This is a genomic window from Pseudoalteromonas prydzensis, assembly GCF_011050055.1.
Classification (GTDB): Bacteria; Pseudomonadota; Gammaproteobacteria; order Enterobacterales; family Alteromonadaceae; genus Pseudoalteromonas; species Pseudoalteromonas prydzensis_A.
The window spans coordinates 1-16,324 of the sequence record NZ_DRGM01000195.1 but is presented as its reverse complement, the minus strand read 5'-3'; the positions used below and the strand labels follow the sequence as shown (position 1 = coordinate 16,324).

The 16,324-nt window shown below is 41.7% G+C and carries 16 protein-coding genes; 9 read left to right on the top strand and 7 right to left on the bottom strand.

Annotated elements, in window-relative coordinates:
- The first annotated feature begins 91 nt into the window (after nucleotides 1-91).
- Entirely contained in the window at nucleotides 92-1,114 is a 1,023-nt protein-coding gene (locus ENH88_RS20065; protein ID WP_304185037.1) for a GlxA family transcriptional regulator, read from the top strand.
- A gap of 55 nt (nucleotides 1,115-1,169) precedes the next feature.
- Here the strand turns inward: ENH88_RS20065 and ENH88_RS20060 are convergent, their stop codons facing one another.
- The 6 genes from ENH88_RS20060 to ENH88_RS20035 form a co-directional block, all read right to left on the bottom strand.
- Nucleotides 1,170-1,685 carry an MgtC/SapB family protein gene (locus ENH88_RS20060; protein ID WP_304185035.1) on the bottom strand — a complete coding sequence of 172 codons (516 nt, stop codon included), beginning with the start codon at nucleotides 1,683-1,685 and terminating at the stop codon, nucleotides 1,170-1,172.
- A 21-nt stretch (nucleotides 1,686-1,706) separates the two neighbouring features.
- Nucleotides 1,707-2,810, bottom strand: a complete 1,104-nt coding sequence (locus ENH88_RS20055) for a GNAT family N-acetyltransferase/peptidase C39 family protein (RefSeq protein ID WP_304185033.1) — start codon at nucleotides 2,808-2,810, stop codon at nucleotides 1,707-1,709.
- Nucleotides 2,810-4,204 carry a RimK family protein gene (locus ENH88_RS20050; RefSeq protein WP_304185030.1) on the bottom strand — a complete coding sequence of 465 codons (1,395 nt, stop codon included), beginning with the start codon at nucleotides 4,202-4,204 and terminating at the stop codon, nucleotides 2,810-2,812. The genes ENH88_RS20055 and ENH88_RS20050 overlap by 1 nt, the downstream gene beginning before the upstream one ends.
- 503 nt (nucleotides 4,205-4,707) lie before the next feature.
- Nucleotides 4,708-5,184: a transcription elongation factor GreAB gene (locus ENH88_RS20045; RefSeq protein WP_304185076.1), complete on the bottom strand. Its 477-nt coding sequence runs from the start codon at nucleotides 5,182-5,184 to the stop codon at nucleotides 4,708-4,710.
- A 125-nt stretch (nucleotides 5,185-5,309) separates the two neighbouring features.
- Nucleotides 5,310-5,978, bottom strand: coding sequence for a DUF2987 domain-containing protein (locus ENH88_RS20040; RefSeq protein WP_304185028.1), 669 nt, complete (start codon nucleotides 5,976-5,978; stop codon nucleotides 5,310-5,312).
- Entirely contained in the window at nucleotides 5,971-6,777 is an 807-nt protein-coding gene (locus ENH88_RS20035) for a glucosaminidase domain-containing protein (protein WP_304185026.1), read from the bottom strand. Before ENH88_RS20035 ends, ENH88_RS20040 begins: the two co-directional genes overlap by 8 nt.
- A gap of 176 nt (nucleotides 6,778-6,953) precedes the next feature.
- Here ENH88_RS20035 and ENH88_RS20030 point away from each other — a divergent pair, with 176 nt between their 5' ends.
- Together ENH88_RS20030 and glsA are read left to right on the top strand one after the other, a co-directional pair.
- Nucleotides 6,954-8,243 carry an anti-phage deoxyguanosine triphosphatase gene (locus ENH88_RS20030; protein ID WP_304185024.1) on the top strand — a complete coding sequence of 430 codons (1,290 nt, stop codon included), beginning with the start codon at nucleotides 6,954-6,956 and terminating at the stop codon, nucleotides 8,241-8,243.
- Between the two features lie 12 nt (nucleotides 8,244-8,255).
- Complete coding sequence (glsA, locus tag ENH88_RS20025) at nucleotides 8,256-9,254, top strand: glutaminase A (protein ID WP_304185023.1); 999 nt, start codon at nucleotides 8,256-8,258, stop codon at nucleotides 9,252-9,254.
- 60 nt (nucleotides 9,255-9,314) lie between these two features.
- On the opposite strand, the gene ENH88_RS20020 is transcribed toward glsA, so the two are convergent.
- Nucleotides 9,315-11,375: a prolyl oligopeptidase family serine peptidase gene (locus tag ENH88_RS20020; RefSeq protein WP_304185022.1), complete on the bottom strand. Its 2,061-nt coding sequence runs from the start codon at nucleotides 11,373-11,375 to the stop codon at nucleotides 9,315-9,317.
- On the opposite strand from ENH88_RS20020, the gene ENH88_RS20015 reads away from it, so the two are divergent.
- The 6 genes from ENH88_RS20015 to ENH88_RS19990 all read left to right on the top strand — a co-directional run.
- Nucleotides 11,374-11,505, top strand: coding sequence for a hypothetical protein (locus ENH88_RS20015; RefSeq protein ID WP_304185021.1), 132 nt, complete (start codon nucleotides 11,374-11,376; stop codon nucleotides 11,503-11,505). The two genes, ENH88_RS20020 and ENH88_RS20015, sit on opposite strands and share 2 nt — an antisense overlap.
- Nucleotides 11,506-11,627: 122 nt before the next feature.
- Nucleotides 11,628-11,939 carry a DUF962 domain-containing protein gene (locus ENH88_RS20010; protein WP_304185020.1) on the top strand — a complete coding sequence of 104 codons (312 nt, stop codon included), beginning with the start codon at nucleotides 11,628-11,630 and terminating at the stop codon, nucleotides 11,937-11,939.
- Between the two features lie 113 nt (nucleotides 11,940-12,052).
- Entirely contained in the window at nucleotides 12,053-13,900 is a 1,848-nt protein-coding gene (locus tag ENH88_RS20005) for an ABC transporter ATP-binding protein (RefSeq protein ID WP_304185019.1), read from the top strand.
- A 316-nt stretch (nucleotides 13,901-14,216) separates the two neighbouring features.
- On the top strand, nucleotides 14,217-15,317 hold the full coding sequence (gene mnmA, locus ENH88_RS20000; RefSeq protein ID WP_304185018.1) for a tRNA 2-thiouridine(34) synthase MnmA: 1,101 nt from the start codon (nucleotides 14,217-14,219) through the stop codon (nucleotides 15,315-15,317).
- A complete protein-coding gene (gene hflD, locus ENH88_RS19995) occupies nucleotides 15,317-15,919 on the top strand; it encodes a high frequency lysogenization protein HflD (RefSeq protein WP_304185017.1) in 603 nt (200 codons plus the stop codon). The genes mnmA and hflD overlap by 1 nt, the downstream gene beginning before the upstream one ends.
- A gap of 32 nt (nucleotides 15,920-15,951) precedes the next feature.
- On the top strand, nucleotides 15,952-16,324 hold a 373-nt coding region (locus tag ENH88_RS19990), incomplete at its 3' end, for a lyase family protein (RefSeq protein WP_304185016.1).

The following is a 16,324-nucleotide window of genomic DNA, read 5'->3' as shown; positions in this document are numbered from 1 at the left end:
GCTAGTTTAGATGGATTTTACCGCCAAGATTGTGCTTAAATAGCCAAATAACAAGCCTAACAGGCCAAAACCAACTGGTCGGAGCAATTAAATGGACAACAATCTCGAAGATAGCCCGTTACAGATCAGTATTTTGGTCTATCAGCATTTATTGATCACCAGTGTAACGCTGCCCATCGAAATGCTCAGAGCCGGTGAAGCCTATGCAAAAGGCCATGCAAAAGGCGATGAAATAACCACGCAGTTTCGGCCATTGCTGATCAATTTAATTGCAGAAGATAAGGAGCCAATCCACAACCGCAGCGGCTTGGCGATTTTACCTGAATACAGCTATGCCAACGCTCCGCATAGTGATTTGATCATTGTTCCTGGTATCTGGCGTAACCCTCGTCCGGTTGTTAGAGCAAATCAAGGGTTAGTGCAGTGGCTTACTGATAGTTGGCAACAAGGTAGCTCAATAATTGGCGTGGGTACTGGTAATTGCCTTGTGGCCGAGGCAAAACTTTTAAATGGTCACCCTGCGACTACCCATTGGCATTATGCCGAACAATTTAAGCGTGATTACCCACAAGTGCTACTCAAACCTGACTTTTTCATCACCCAATCAGAACGTTTATACAGCGTAGCAAGTTTGAATGCGTTAGCAGATGTGATCGTGCATATTATTAGCCAATATTACGGACAAGCAGCCGCTCAACACGTTGAGCGTAACTTTTCACACGAAATACGCAAACCTTATGAAGATCAGCGTTACCTTGAAGGTGCCGTGGATAGACACCCTGACGAACTGATCGCGCAAATTCAATTTTGGCTAAAAAATAATTTAACTGCTGAGCAAAGCCTAACTGACGTTGCCCAATTGTTTGGCTTAAGCTATCGCTCATTCACACGGCGATTCAGAGTTGCCACCAACCAAAGCCCGATTGAATATTGGCAGCAACTACGGGTGCAAACAGCGAAGGAATTATTAGCTTCATCGAATTTATCGATTCAAGAAGTCGCGCTAGAGGTGGGCTATAACGATCAAGGGCACTTAACCCGTGTGTTTAAAAAATTGCTATCACAAACCCCTAGTGATTATCGTAACGTGGTTAGGAGAAAGTTATTTGGTTAACGTGATCGATTGTTATTGTTTATCTAACGCGTTGATGGATATGATAAACCGCCACTTAATCGTGGCGCTCGGCTTCTTTTTTATTGCCTCTATAGTAACGTTTTGAGTAAATTTTCACATGCCGATGCACTCCTTTACTCAAGCTTTTAAATTTAGCTTCAAGGACATCTACGCCATATAAAATACCCACCACTAAAATAGAGAGTTTGATCGCCGCCAGTAAATTATTGGTCGCAATCACCACACCAATGGATGCTAATACCCAGATTGTGGCGGCTGATGTGACTCCCACCACTGCGCCATCTTTTGCGAGCATCACCCCTGCACCTAAAAAGCCAATACCTGTAATAATTTGTCCAACTACCCGCGAATGGTCAATCACATCCCCATGCAGCATAAAGGCAGTCGCTAAAAACAAATAAGTACCCAGAATGATCAGCACAGAGGTGCGGATCCCCACAGGTTTGCCGCGCAATTGGCGCTCCATACCAATTAAAGCACCGCAAAAAGCAGCGCTGCCAATTGCCGACCATGAATAAGGGGCGATGTCTAAAAGTTCATACACTGTCACTACAATTCCTACTACAACAGATTATTTTGCTAGCGCCAAAGCGGTACTCAATCGAGAACTACCAAAACTAGCCATTTTAAAAAAATCACTTCTTGCGATTGGTACGTGTTGGCAATCAATCGCCAATTGTTTGTCGTTTTCACAAAACGGATCATGAACATATAAACAATGTTCGTCCAAGTGGGTAACACACACCCAATGAGGCGATTTTTTACCATCAAAGCGATACGTACTGATCAATAACACCACGGCCATTGCTTCAGCAAGCCATCGCTCGATATGCTCAAGCGTTAAATCTTGGTATTTAACATCCAGTTTGTGGTTAATTGCTTCGACTACAAATTGGTTGTGCACAGTGTGTAAAATCGCTTTTTTATTGTCGTTTCTTACTCCATCAACAAACAATGTATCGCGGTTATTAATGATAACTTGCGCTTTAAAACCACGTTTATTCGCCGCCAGTGCCAGCCCTAATGGATGACAGCCTCCATGACCCGAGGTCATGAAGATGGTGGTAGCTTCGCGCCAGATATCAAGTTCACTCACCTGCGTGATAGCTGTTTTTTTTATTGATGACATTGCCATCAATAATGCAGCTGGCCCACAGGTAAATTCAGTTGTTTGCTGATACCACGGTGTTTCCCGTGTAAATTCGAGCTCATTGGTATTACGAATGTTTTTTTGCATTCGTAGCGCATCACTGTGATCGTCGTAATAATCACTGTATTGGCCAAATACCCGATAGCCGAGCTTTTTATATAAGGCAATGGCGGCTAAATTATTTACCGCCACTTCAAGGCGCATAAACACACGACCACGCTCAGCAGTGGCACGTTCAAGCGCCTTTAACAGCTGCTGTGCTAGGCCTTTGCCCTGTGCTTGCTGTGTTACTGCTAACGAATATAAACGGGCTAACCGGGTGCCTTTATGGCACCACACCAAGCCGTAGCCAAGCAACTGGTTATTTGATTCGCCAACCAACAAAATACCGTGTTTAGCAGCAATCCAACGCTTTAAACTGCGCGCACTTAACCTATCTTGGCTAAAACTTTGTTGTTCTATTGCAAGTAGTGCCTTTAAATCAGCCTCTGTGGCAGCTCGCACTGCCACATCATGATCAGACATTAACCTCGACCTCGGGCTTCAAGACGTTGCTTAAATTCATCCATGATGATCATATACAGCTCATCACCGAGATAAGCATCTTCAACCTTATGATCAATGCTTGGGTTATCATTCACTTCTAGCACATAGGCACGACCTTGATGCTCTTTCACATCTACGCCATATAGCCCCTTACCAACTGTTTTACAGGCTTTTAATGCCGCATCGAGCACGGCTTTTGGTAGCTCAAAGGTCGGCAGAGTTTCAAAGCCGCCAGAGAAAAATCGCTTTGCATCATGGTTGTATATTTGCCAATGATTACGTGCCATTAAATAACGGCACGCATAAATAGCACGACCATTTAGCACGCCTACTCGCCAATCATACTCGGTATACATGTATTCTTGGGCTAACACTAAGGCACTAAATTCAAACAATTCACTCAGCTTAGCTACAAGCTCGGGGCGATCCGCTACCTTATACACGCCTTTGGAAAACGACCCTTCTGGCATTTTTAGCACTAATGGGTAGGTAAAGCTATCTTCAAGCTGAGCAATGGTTTCATCACTTTGATCTGCCACCACAAGGGTTTTTAAACTCGGCACTTTTTGATAATTAAACGCATCGTGCAAATACACTTTGTTGCAACAACGTAAAATGGATTCAGCGTCATCAATAACCACTAACCCTAAGCTTTGCGCTTTGCTCGCTAAACGATATGTTGGATGATCTATCGCTGTGGTTTGACGAATAAACAGCGCATCAAACTGGGCTATATTATCTATCTCATCAAAACTCAGCGCCTGCGCATAAATACCATGCTTTGCGGCTGCTTTGATAAATCGTGTAATCGCATCTTTATCGCTCGGCGGCACTTTTTCATTGTGATCAACCAAAATTGCCATATCCCAGCGGTAGCGTTTTTGGGTGCTACTAATACGCCATTGCGTTTGTGTAAACTCGGTTAATTTAGCCACAAAATCTTGTTGCTGTTGGTCATTAAGTGACGTCAAAGAACCTTGTTTTAATAGCCCTTGTTGATCAACAAATAAAATCGGTGCTGGGTATTGTTTAAATACCGCTTTGGCTGCTTTATTTTGTAATTCATTAACCGCATGACCAAAGTACAAGGCATCAGTAAGCACCCCAATATTCAGCATTAAGGCTTGGCCACTGCGTAACGCATTGATGGTTTTAACACTTGGCAAAACTTGGTGTTTACGTGCCTCAGCAAGCAATGAGCAATAATAGCCTTTACTCAAGTACTGGCTTGAGTCGCATAAATTAATAATGCGCGTTTTTGGCTCATTATGCTTTGGATAATCTCGTAAGTAGGTATTGAAGGTAATTACGTTTTCGAATGAGTGAGCAAGTGACTGCTCGTTGTTATCAACCACAATCAAGGTTTTAAACACGACTTTTCCTAAAATAAGTCAAAATAAAATATATAACAATGAATATAAATAGAAACACCCATACTGCTAAGTAATAGTTGTGCATAACACATGTACTTAACAGGATGGGTGCTTTAGATCCAGCGACTGCTTAATCTACAGGTGATTTATAAAGGGTTTTTAACGGCCTTACCAACGAGTAATTTTTAGCGTTAGGATAAGTAAATTTAATCAATGACGTTACAATTAGAACATCTAAAAAAACAGCCTTTTAGAAAGTATCAACTTTTAACCTAAGCAATTGAATATATTTAAATTTACAAAAGTATTGTAGTCGTAATTGATGGTTTAATTTTTCGCAGTAACGAACTTCGCAAGGCGGGCAACTCTGCAACCGGAGACTGGCGGGAATAACAAGGCAAATTAACGCGTCAGACGCTTTCCTATTGCAAATAAATGCAACACAGTTAGTGTTAAAAGTAGCCGCTGGAGATGAATTTATTATCCAGCGCTCAGGTTCATTACTAAAGTAGGTTAATAATACTCAATCGTTGGCTTTTCCCGGCAATGCTCAATGTCACCTCATCATCGCATTGCTTATTTAATAGTGCTTTACCTAATGGCGCATGGGGAGTCAGTACTTGAACCTGATATTGTTTATGTTCGACAATTAATCCTCCCGCATTTGGACCAACATAAAACCATGCCTGTGCCCCCGTTTCATACTCAACACAGACCAACGCACCCACTATAACTTTGTCGCTGATGACTTCTTTAAAGCTTTGTTCAAACTGTTGTATACTCTGATAACATTCATTCACGCGCTGTGCCTGACCTTGTGCCAAGTAGGCGGCCTCCAACCCTAACGTGTCGTATTTATTTTCTGCTATATTCTCTTCATGGGTTGCTGTGTCATGTGCTGTTTTAGCCGCTGATTTTGCGGTTTCTAACTGAGCAGCTAAAGCAAAGCGTAAATGCTCTATGAAATGGATTTTATTGATCATGTTATCTATTCGTCATCAGTAATAAGGGCAAAGGAATTAGGCGCCGCTATTGTTATTGCAGTAGATATTGGCTCTGCCAATTCAAGGTTAAGTATGCCCTTTTAAAATAACGCTATTAACGCTTATTTAGCAATCCACGGCGTTACTTTTATCAGTGGTACAGAGATAGCAAATGCGGTTTTATCATTTTCCCACTGCTCGTCAATACTCACACGACAAATCGACTCTTGGCAGTCAAAAGCAGCATCAGCAATGGTTACCGGCGAAGCAAATGTCAGTACCAGTCCTTTTTGCTCAGGTAATAAAAAGCTCATTAGCTTACTAATAAAGAAACCAGACAAGTCCGAAAGTAACTCATCAAACTCTTGGTCAAGCTGATACAATTGCTGCTTATTGAGATGGCTATTATTAAATTCGCGAGCTTCAATTTGCAGTTTTAGCTGACAATCGTGGTTTTCATTTTCTGGCTCTATCACAACCACGGCTTTATTTGTATCAAGCTGTTTGTCATACGGCAATAATAACTGGGCATGCTCAGTGTAATTGAGTGGGAATTCTTCTCGCTCAGTAATAATGCGGCCATTTTTAATTAAACATTCGTCATTTGTTGCTATATCAGTGATATAGAAATTAACCTGGGCAAATTGAAAATCCCCTTTATTAACCACTTTTAAACGGTCATAAAAACCATCGTAAGAGACTACAAACTCTTTTGCTTGGACACTAAAACTTGCTATCAATACAACGGCAACTGCCATCATATAGCTAACACAACGCACTGGATTATTCATCAAAGTAAGCTCTATTTTGGTTGATCATCTGATTTAATTCTTCAATATACGCTTCACCGCGTTCAGAGTATGAAGTTAATCCGTAGCTCAATTTAGTTGCCGAAATTGGCTGCTGTTGCTCACGTAAATCAGCGCGAATACTGCGCAGCTGTTTATAAGCAGCATGAGTATTAATGTTTTTGAAATACGAATTAACCGCTGCACGTACAGATTTAAATGCTGCCACTTCATGATCCGCACCACTATTACGGCGATTCGGCACCATACCGCAACCTTTGCTATAACACCATTGACCAAAAAAATTCAAACCAATGCGGGCAAACCGCGAGGTGCCCCATGCTGATTCGTTGGCCGCTTGCATCAATGCCAATTCTTTGGGAATGATATCAACTCGACGCAGAGCTTGCTTTAACGCCAAGCTGTCTATGGTTGCTGGTAATTTATAGCTGTTCAAAATTGTTTTAACTTGCTTAGTTTGTGCGCTACTTAATGGCTCATCATATTGCACCATCATCAAAGCAATTTCTAACGTAGCACGTTGTTGCAAAATTTTCTTATTTTCAGCTTCAATATGTGGGCGAATAAAGTCGAAAAACGCATGTTTTTTTTCTTTTACATCTGTAAAACGATCAAAATCGGGAAGTTTTACAGTGTGTAATGGCTTTTCTTGCTTTTTAATCGGTGGTTTAGTTGCAATTGTTTCACTGTCAATTAATGAAGTCGATTTTTCTATGAATGGGTAACTCAACGCCCAGATAAAAAATAGGCTAACAATTAAACGAAAAAGGAACTTAAGCATGTATTCTCTCAAAAAAACTAACATATATGCATGGTATATCCACATGCATGTGCCTAGGCATTATACCTAACCCCTCAAATAAAGGCGAATATCCCCACCTGAATGATTTATAATCTAAAAAAATCGGCTACAATTAAGCTCATATAAACCTTGAAGAAGTTTTGGATGTGCATTTAATGGAATTAGATTGGCAAAGTCGTATTATTGATCAAAAGAAACACCGCCCTAATGATAACCGCTCACCTTGGCAGGTCGATCGTTCTCGTATAATCCATGCAGCTGCATTTCGTCGTTTACAAGCGAAGACTCAAATAATGGGCATTGGCCTAAATGATTTTCATCGTACACGGTTAACCCATTCTTTAGAGGTGTCGCAAATTGGCAGTGGCTTACTTCGCCATCTAGAAAAACAACACCCAGATTTTACCCATTTCCCCGATCCCAGCTTACTTGAAACACTGTGCTTAGCGCATGATATAGGCCACCCGCCTTATGGTCACGGTGGTGAAATCGCGCTTAACTATATGATGCGAGAGCATGGTGGCTTTGAGGGTAACGCACAAACATTACGTATTGTATCAAGACTAGAGCCATACAGTGATGGCCACGGTATGAACTTAACGCGACGTACTCTGCTTGGGTTTATTAAATACCCTGCTTTTATCAATGATTTATGGCACACCATCCCCCATCACGATCCACTGCGCGCCTATATCAAAGCGGATGACTGGCGACCGGCAAAAGGTCTATACCATGATGACAAAGAGACATTTGACTGGATTGTAGCGCCATTATCTTCAGCTGATAAACAACGTTTAGGCCACTTTAAGGCAATTGATGAGTTTCGCTCTAAAACCAGTTTTAAATCTCTTGATGCTGCCATCATGGAACTTGCTGATGATATAGCCTATGCGGTACATGATCTTGAAGATGCCATTGCAACAGAGCAAATTACCTTAAAAGAATGGCAAAATCATGCTCTGCCTGCACTTGCGCAAGTAGACTGTGAATGGCTAATGCACAGCCAATTAACTGAGCGATTATTTTTAGGCAGTGAAGCACAACGAAAAGATGTGATTGGTGAGTTAGTAAACCTGTTTATTACTCAATCTTCGATTACACACACAGAGTTTGCATTTGATAACCCGATTCTAAATTATACCGTGGTACTGCCAGATAGTTATCAGCAACTACTCGATGCACTAAAGTCATTCATTTATCAACGACTCATACGTGCATCACATATGCAGCAAATTGAGTTTAAAGGGCAAAAATTAATCATTGAATTATTTGAAGTATTTGCCTGCGAGCCATTACGGCTTTTGCCTGAGACCACAGCGAATATATTTCGTCAAGTACAGCAACAAAACGGCAATACGCAACGGGTTATTTGTGATTACTTAAGTGGCATGACTGACGAATATGCGTTTAAAACGCATCAACGCTTGTTTTCAAGTAATAATTAAAAAGGACATACCATGACAACAACATTGCAAGCCTGTTTAATAGCTCTGTCAGTGGTTTTAGTAACCCCTAGTTATGCTAAAACGCCTCCTTCAGAGTCGCAATTTGAACAAGTGCTCAGTACTGCACATGCTTTATATAAAGATGTACAAGAAGGCGCAAATGCAGATTACATTCCAGCTTTAGCCAAGGTTGATGCAAACCTGTTTGGCATTGCCTTAGTAACGGCAAAAGGCAAAGTGTATAGCAAAGGTGATGTTGATACGGAGTTTTCAATTCAATCAATTTCTAAAGTATTTACGCTCTCATTAGCAATGGAGCAACAAGGCGCGGATGCTATCCAAGAAAAAATTGGCGTAAATGCAACGGGCCTGCCATTTAATTCAGTGACGGCCATCGAGCTTAATCAAGCGCGTGCCGTAAACCCGCTGGTTAACGCAGGAGCCATGACAACCGTCAGCTTACTCGACGGCGATACCGATAAACAAAAATGGGGCTCAATTGCGCATTGGTATAATGATTTTGCAAACCGAAAATTAACGGTGCTTGATGATATTTATCAATCAGAATCAGCAACCAACGGCCACAACCGTGCCATTGCTGAATTATTAAAATCTTATGATCGCTTTTATGGTGACGTGGATTTAGCGCTGGATGTATACACCCGCCAGTGCTCTGTTGGGGTGACCACAAAAGATTTAGCGATGATGGCCTCCGTGCTGGCAAATGCAGGCGTACATCCTGTCACGGGTAAAAAACTGATGGAGCCAGAAAACGTCTCGCGCGTATTAGCGGTAATGACCACCGCGGGATTATATGAAACCAGTGGTGACTGGGCTTACCAAGTCGGTCTGCCTGCAAAAAGCGGGGTGGGCGGCGGGATCATTGCCGTGGTACCGGGTAAATTCGCCATTGCGGTATTTTCACCAAAATTAGATAAAGCAGGTAACAGTGTACGCGCACAACTTGCTATTGATTACATTGCTGAAAAAGCGGATGTAAGAATATTTTAAACGATTAACAAGAAAAAATGCCGCAGCAATTGCTGCGGCATTTTTATTTGTATTACTCAATTACAGTGATTTAATACCCATGTTGTAAAGCGTAAAGCCATAGATATCTGCATATTGATCAATAATTTTGCTGGTTGGTGTACCGGCACCGTGACCTGCGTTAGTTTCAATGCGGATAAGATACGGATTGTCGCCTGCCCCTTTCGCTTGCAGCTCAGCGGCAAACTTATATGAGTGCGCTGGTACCACCCGATCATCATGATCGCCCGTAGTGACCAAAGTCGCAGGGTATTTAACCCCCGTTTTCACATTGTGAACTGGTGAATAGCCTTTCAAATAAGCAAACATTTGTTTACTTTGTTCACTGGTACCATAGTCATAAGCCCAGCCAGCTCCGGCGGTAAATGTATGATAACGCAGCATATCAAGTACCCCAACCGCAGGTAATGCGACTTTAAATAGTTCTGGGCGTTGAGTCATTACTGCGCCCACTAATAAGCCACCGTTTGAGCCACCTCGCACCGCTAAGTAATCACTCGACGTGTATTTTTCAGCGTTTAAGTACTCTGCAGCGGCAATAAAGTCATCAAATACATTTTGTTTGTTAAGCTGTGTACCGGCATCGTGCCACTGTTTTCCATACTCACCGCCACCACGAATATTCGCCACTGCATAAACGCCACCTTGTTCAAGCCACGCTGCAATGGTTGGGCTAAAGCCTGGTGTCATACTGGCATTAAAGCCGCCATAGCCATATAAAATGGTTGGGTTTGTGCCATCTCGTTTTAAATCTTTTTTGTAGGAGATGATCATTGGCACTTTTGTGCCATCTTTAGAGCTATAAAATACTTGCTCAGAGGTGTATGCCTCGGTAGCAAATTGCGCGCCAGACTTGCGGTAAACTTCAGAGTTACCCGTATTTACATCAAACGCATAGGTATTGCCTGGGGTGGTGTAATTAGCAAATGAATAATAAAGTGTAGTGCTTTCTTTTTTACCACTAAAGCCACCCGCAGTGCCCACTCCGGGTAAGCCAATTTCACGTACTAACTTACCTGCTTTGTCATATTGTTGCACTTTAGAAATTGCATCAACCATATACTTAGCAAAAAAGAAGCCGCCACCCTTAGACATGCTTAATACATTGTCTGTTTCTGGGATCAGATCCTGCCACTGCTCAGAGGTTGGGTTTGTCGCATCAACCGTCACCACTTTTTTATTCGGTGCATTTAAGTTGGTGACTAAAAATAACGTGCTGCCATCGTTATCCAACAGGTAAGTGTCTGAATTGGTATCGCCAACAATCGTCACTAATTCACTATCAGGCTTGGTTAGGTCTTTAATAAACAGTTTGTTACCTGAGGTAGACACGCTGGCTGATATTAATAAATAACGATTATCACGGGTTACCGAGGCACCAATGTAACGGTGTTTTTGTTCATCCGTACCGCCGTAGATAAGTTCATCACTGATTTGCGCTGTACCTAATTTATGGTAATACACTTTGTGTTGATCAGTCTTTGCAGACAGCTCACTGCCTTTAGGTTTATCGTAGCTTGAGTAGTAAAAACCATCGTTACCAACCCACGACAAACCACTGAATTTAACATCAATTAATGCTGTCTCAAGTTGCTCTTTAGTGTCTGTATTGATGATGATCACTTTACGCCAATCACTACCACCTTCAGAAATCTGATAAGCTGCCAATGAGCCATCTTCTGAGAACGTAAGACCTGACATTGAGGTGGTACCATCTGCACTAAATTTATTCGGATCGAGGAATACCTCAGCTTCGCCTTCACCTTTAGTACGATAAAGTACATATTGGTTTTGTAAGCCATCATTTTTATAGAAATAGGTGTAATCACCTTCAGTAAATGGTGCGGTGACTTTTTCATAATTCATTAGCTTTTCAAGGCTAGCTTTTAACTTGTCGCGGTATGGAATATTTTCAAGGTAGGAAAAAGTCAGGTTATTTTGTGTTTTAACCCAATCAGCAGTGTCACTGCTCATATCGTCTTCTAACCAGCGATAAGGGTCTGCAACCTGTTCATCAAAGTATTGATCAACCACTGTGCCTTGTTTTGTTTCAGGATAAGTAATAGATTGAGTAACGGTCATGGCTGGTTTTACATCTTTTTCTATGGGCGTTGATACTGATGTAGATTCAGAGCAGCCCGAAAGCACAACTAAAACGGCGCAGGTAATGGCTTTTTTTAATATTGTTATGATCTTTTCGTTTATTTGTTAGAGCTAGCACGTTATAAATTTAGCCTAAGCTTGTCTAGTAGTATGAGATCAAAGCGCCTATTATCTGTAAAGAAATGTAAAACGCTATATTTTTAACCATTAAGAACATAAAAGATAAGTAATATGAAAAGCACACCTGAATTTACTAGCTTTAAACGCTTTTACCCCTACTACTTAAAAGAGCATAAAAATATAACCTGTCGTCGTCTGCATTTTGCTGGCAGCTCCTTAGTACTCATAATCATTTTATACGCACTGTTTAGCCAACAATTTATGTTATTGTGGTTGCTGCCCATTATTGGCTATGGCTTTGCCTGGGTTGGCCATTTCTTTTTCGAAAAAAACCGCCCTGCTACATTCAAATACCCGTTTTATAGCTTATGGGGAGACTGGGTGATGTTTAAAGACATGTTGACAGGCAAAATAAAATGGTAGTAAATAATGTTGCCTTGTAACAACTATCGCCACAAAAAGATCATTATCTAAACCTGTTATTGTCGCTTTTCAGTGATATAGTTAACGCCATTTTCGCTATTCAAGATATTAAAATGTATCGATTATTTGAACGGATGACTAAGCCGTTTCCAGAGCAGCAGCCCACCCAGCCTCCGTCAACTTTATTTGCGTTTTGCCGCCATTACACCAAAGGTATGGAAGTCTCGCTGTTCTTTATGTCGCTTAGTGCGGCATTACTGGCTATTTTAGAGGTTTCTTTATTTAGTTATATGGGCCAACTTGTTGATTGGCTCAGTACCTCTACACCTGAAACATTATTTATTGAACAAAAATCTGAACTCATAAAAATGGCGGTCGTACTGCTTGTCGTATTGCCGACCGTGGTGTTTTTTCATTCTGCAATACTGCATCAAGCCTTGTTGGGTAATTACCCCATGTCAATTCGCTGGCTAGCGCATCGTTATCTGCTGCGTCAAAGTGTCAGCTTTTACCAAAACGAATTTGCAGGACGTATCGCCACCAAAGTCATGCAAACCTCCCTTGCGGTACGTGAAACAGTGATGAAATTACTCGATGTACTTATGTATATCGTGGTTTATTTTGGCGCGATGGTATTTTTAGTTGCAGAAGCTGACTGGCGGTTAATGCTCCCATTACTGGTGTGGTTAGCTTTGTATATTTTGATTCAAATGTACTACGTGCCTAAGCTCAAAAAAGTAGCCAGTTCACAAGCTGATGCCCGCTCTGAGATGACCGGGCGCATAGTGGACAGCTACACCAATATTTCGACTATCAAATTATTTTCCTACACCCAACGTGAAGAGCAATACGCAAAAGACAGTATGGATGTATTTTTACAACCTGTTTATAAGCAAATGCGCTTAGTGACCAGTTTAAACTTTGCCATTCAAACCCTTAACTACTTCTTGGTGTTTAGCGTTGCCGCACTGTCATTGTATTTATGGACTTTAAGCGCCATTAGCGCCGGCGCCATTGCTATTGCGGTTAGCTTAGCACTGCGTTTAAATGGTATGGCACAATGGATCATGTGGGAAATTAGCGGTTTGTTTGAAAACATCGGCACTGTCGCTGATGGCATGAAAACCTTATCAAACCCGATTGAAATTGATGATCAACCCAATGCCAACACCTTACAAGTCAGCGCAGGTGCAATTGACTTTAATCAAGTGCATTTCAATTATGGTAAAGCCGCCAATGAAACTAACCGTGGAGCGGTGATCAACAGCTTAAACTTAAACATTAAAGCCGGTGAAAAAATAGGTTTAGTGGGTCGCTCTGGCGCGGGTAAATCAACGCTGGTTAATTTATTACTGCGTTTTTACGATGTGGATAGCGGCAGTATTAACATTGATGGTCAAGATATCTCAACAGTGAGCCAAGAAAGCTTACGTAAGTATATTGCGATGGTCACCCAAGATACCTCTTTACTGCATCGTACAGTGAAAGAAAATATCTTATATGGCCGACCCGACGCCAGCGATGAAGAAATGTTGCATGCGGCCAAACAAGCCAAAGCCCTGGAATTTATCGACGACCTTGAAGACAGTAAAGGCAATAAAGGCTTCGCCGCCCAAGTTGGTGAACGTGGTGTAAAACTCTCAGGCGGACAACGCCAACGTATCGCCATTGCCCGCGTACTACTTAAAAATGCCCCGATACTGATTTTAGATGAAGCAACCAGCGCACTTGACTCTGAAGTTGAAGCGGCCATTCAAGCGAGTCTTGATGATTTAATGACAGGCAAAACCGTGATCGCCATTGCTCATCGCCTATCAACCATCGCGCAAATGGATAGGCTTATAGTACTTGATGACGGCGGTATTGTAGAGCAAGGCAGTCATGACGAACTGCTGGCGAAAAATGGCATTTATGCCGCTTTATGGGCACATCAAACCGGCGGTTTTATTGGTGTAGAGTAGCGATTAGTTGCAGCCGACTAGAAATTTAAGTTTCAAGACACAGCTTTGGTGCCTTGAAACTTATACCGCTATTATTTAGCGAGCTCTTATTTAACTCGCTAAAATGAACCTGTTTTTAATTTAACAGCCCCTTCATTTAGCAATCTCGTTGTTCCTTACAAAACTCATATTTTGGGTGGCTTGGGCGTCTATATACATGCTATAATCGCGGCCTTTCATAGCCGGCGTAATTTGTCAGAGTGTCTTTTCTTTAGCTCTGTAATACGTGTAAACGCTAGTAGTTTAATGACAGCAACCTGTATAAGCGAAATTATCCATGAGCGAAAATAGTCACATTAAAGTCATCGTTGGCATGTCCGGCGGTGTTGATTCTTCTGTATCAGCTTATCTATTAAAACAACAAGGCTATCAAGTTGAAGGCTTGTTTATGAAGAACTGGGAAGAAGACGATAATGATGAATATTGCGCTGCGGCAGATGATTTAAAAGATGCCCAAGCCGTCTGTGACAAACTGGGTATTGAGCTGCATACAGTTAATTTTGCCGCAGAATATTGGGATAACGTGTTTGAGTATTTCCTTGCTGAATATAAAGCAGGTCGTACACCGAATCCAGACATTATGTGTAATAAAGAAATCAAATTCAAAGCCTTTTTAGAATTTGCAGCCACCGCCCTTGGTGCTGACTTTATTGCCACCGGTCATTATGTGCGTCGTGAATTACGTGATGACAAATACGTTATGTGTCGTGGCCTTGATGATAATAAAGATCAAAGCTACTTCTTATATACATTAAGCCATGAGCATATAGCACAAACGCTATTCCCGGTTGGTGATATAGCCAAACCTGAAGTGCGTCGCATTGCAGAAGAGCAAGATTTAATTACTCACGATAAAAAAGACAGCACTGGTATTTGTTTTATCGGCGAGCGTAAATTTAAAGACTTTTTACAAAAGTTCTTACCTGCGCAACCGGGGGTTATCGAAGACACCGATGGCAATAATGTTGGTGAGCATGAAGGCTTGATGTATCACACATTAGGGCAACGTAAAGGTTTACTAATTGGTGGCATGAAAGAAGGCTCAGGCGAACCTTGGTACGTGGTCGATAAAGATCTAGAACGCAATGTGCTGGTTGTAGGCCAAGGTAAAGATCACGCGCGCCTTTACAGCAATGGCTTAAATGCTAACCAATTACACTGGGTTGACCGTGTTGGGCCAAAAGGCACCACTCGCTGCACAGTAAAAACCCGTTATCGCCAAGAAGATATAAACTGTACATTACTGGTTGGTGAGGATGGTTTAGCAAGAGTGTTATTCGATGAGCCACAAAAAGCCGTTACCCCAGGTCAATCAGCGGTATTTTATGCCAATGAAGTCTGCTTAGGTGGTGGTGTTATTGATTCGGTGATCAAATAATGAATGAACACCAAGTCATGGCACTTGCAGCCATGTGCCAAGTAGCAAAGCAAGTACAAAAAATTGCCCAGTACGGCAGTAGTAACGATTACGAGTTAGAAAAACTGTTAAACAGTATTGTAGAAACATCGCCAGAATCACCCAGCGATGTGTATCAAGGCACTGAAAATCTGCGTGATGGTTATAAATGTTTACTTAATCAACTCAGTGCTGGTGAAAAGAAAGATGTAGAAATCGTCAAATACGTTGGCGGTTTAATGCAACTTGAACGCGCTTTAAGCGCCAAAGCAAGTAGCTTAGCAGAGCTTGGGAAAAGCATAGAAGATGTTAAACGACGTCTTGATCACTTTGCCATTACCGATGACACTGTGATAGCTGCCCTTGCTGATATTTATTCAAAGGTGCTTAGCCCCCTTGGGCACCGAATTCAGGTTTATGGCAAACCTGATTTATTAAAACAGCAATTAATACAACACAAAATACGTGCATTGTTATTAGCAGGTATTCGCAGTGCAGTATTATGGCGACAAATGGGCGGTAAACGCCGTCACTTTTTCTTTGCAAAAAGAAAAATCATTGCCATTGCTAAAAACCATATTTAATTATCGTTCAAAACTAAAATTTAGGAGTTATTATGGAGCTTTCAGCGTTAACAGCTATCTCTCCGGTAGATGGTCGCTACGGCAGCAAAACCACTGAACTACGCAGTATTTTCAGCGAATTTGGCTTGATAAAATACCGTGTAACAGTCGAAGTTCGTTGGTTACAAGCCCTTGCAGCTGCGGATGCTATCCAAGAAGTACCGGCATTTAGCGACGAAGCCAATGCTTTACTTAACGCGATTGTTGATAACTTCAGCGAAGCCGATGCGCAGCGTGTAAAAGATATCGAACGTACCACTAACCACGATGTAAAAGCGGTTGAGTACTTATTAAAACAAAAAGTAGCGAATAACGCCGAGCTACATGCAATCAATGAGTTTATTCACTTTGCGTGTACATCAGAAG